Origin of the sequence: Longimicrobium sp., from assembly GCA_036377595.1 — a bacterium.
In the GTDB taxonomy this organism is placed as follows: Bacteria; Gemmatimonadota; Gemmatimonadetes; order Longimicrobiales; family Longimicrobiaceae; genus Longimicrobium.
Window position 1 is genome coordinate 1 of record DASUYB010000102.1, and the last position, 1,394, is coordinate 1,394.

Annotated in this window: 1 protein-coding gene; it reads left to right on the forward strand. The window is 68.5% G+C overall.

Translation table 11 applies throughout. The features are described from left to right. Positions 1–455 precede the first annotated feature (455 nt). Complete coding sequence (locus VF092_16230) at positions 456–1,196, forward strand: intradiol ring-cleavage dioxygenase (GenBank protein ID HEX6748847.1); 741 nt, start codon at positions 456–458, stop codon at positions 1,194–1,196. The last annotated feature ends 198 nt before the right edge of the window (positions 1,197–1,394 follow it).

Genomic DNA, 1,394 nt, shown 5'->3' on the forward strand with positions numbered 1-1,394 from the left:
GCGGGCACGGCTCACTCTGCTTCGTGCGTTGGCGCGCCATCTCCCTCTCCAGGCTTGGGGAAGCCAGCGAAACCCAGGCGCGAGAAGCTATCTGTTCGATTCGTCCATGTCAAAGGGAGTCACTACCGATCTATAACCGCGTCAGCACACGATTCGGTCGGACGCACCAACGCTGACACGGGATTGGGTCTGAGATCCGGCCGTCGCCGCGCTTCCGGCGCCGGCCCGGACCGTTATACTGGACTTGAGATTGGGAGATCTGGGGATGGGATTCGGCTCGTCCACCGTCGACGGTGGGGGCGCTTCGCGCCGGGCCCTCATCCCCCCCCCGGCCCCCCTTCTCCCGACAGCAGGAGAAGGGGGGAGACCTCAGCTCGGGGAGAGGGTTCGGAGCGTGCGGGTGGCAGCATGCCCACTCCGATCTCCATCTCGTCAAAACTGGAAGGCGGTGGACGATGATTGACGACGACGCGCCGGTGGGGCGGCTGCTGACCCGGCGCGAGGCGCTGGCGGCGCTCGCGGCGATGGGCGCGGGCGGGATGGCGTTCCTCTCCGCGTGCGGCGCCACGGCAGACGCGCGCACGGCCGCGCAGCCGGGCATGTGTGTCGCACGGCCGGAGCTGACCGAGGGGCCGTACTTCGTGGACGAGCGGCTGAACCGCCGCGACATCCGCTCCGATCCCGTCACCGGCGCGGTGAAGGCGGGCGTGCCGCTGGAGCTGGGCTTCACCGTGTCGCGGTTGTCGGCCAACCGATGCACGCCGCTGCCGAACGCGGTGGTGGACGTCTGGCACACGGACGCGCTCGGCGTCTACTCCGACGTGCGCGATCCCGGCTTCGAAACCACCGGGCAGAAGTGGCTGCGCGGCTCCCAGCTCACCGACGCGGCCGGGGTGGCTGGCTTCACCACCATCTACCCCGGCTGGTACAGCGGGCGCGCGGTGCACATCCACTTCAAGATCCGCGGGACCGCCGCGTCGGGGCGGGCGTTCGACTTCACCTCGCAGCTCTTCTTCGATGAGGACGTGACGGACGCCGTGCACGCCCGGCCGCCGTACGCCGCCCGCGGCCGCCGCACGCGCATGAACTCCGGCGACGGCATCTTCCGCCAGGGCGGCGCGCAGCTCCTGCTCACCCCCGCGCGCACCGCCGACGGCTACGCCGCACCCTTCAGCATCGGCCTGCAGGACGTCTGATCCCGTCTCTTACGGAGGACTCGCAGGTCACACAGGCATCGTTCCGACTCTCTGTGACCTCCGTGCCCTCTGTGCAGGCGTTCGACAGCACCGTTTTACACGTTGGCCATAAGAGGTTGAACAGCAACAAGATACAACAAGACCCCGTCGGACGCGTGTACAACGCGTCCGGCGGGGTCTGAATCGAGGCAAGTGCTT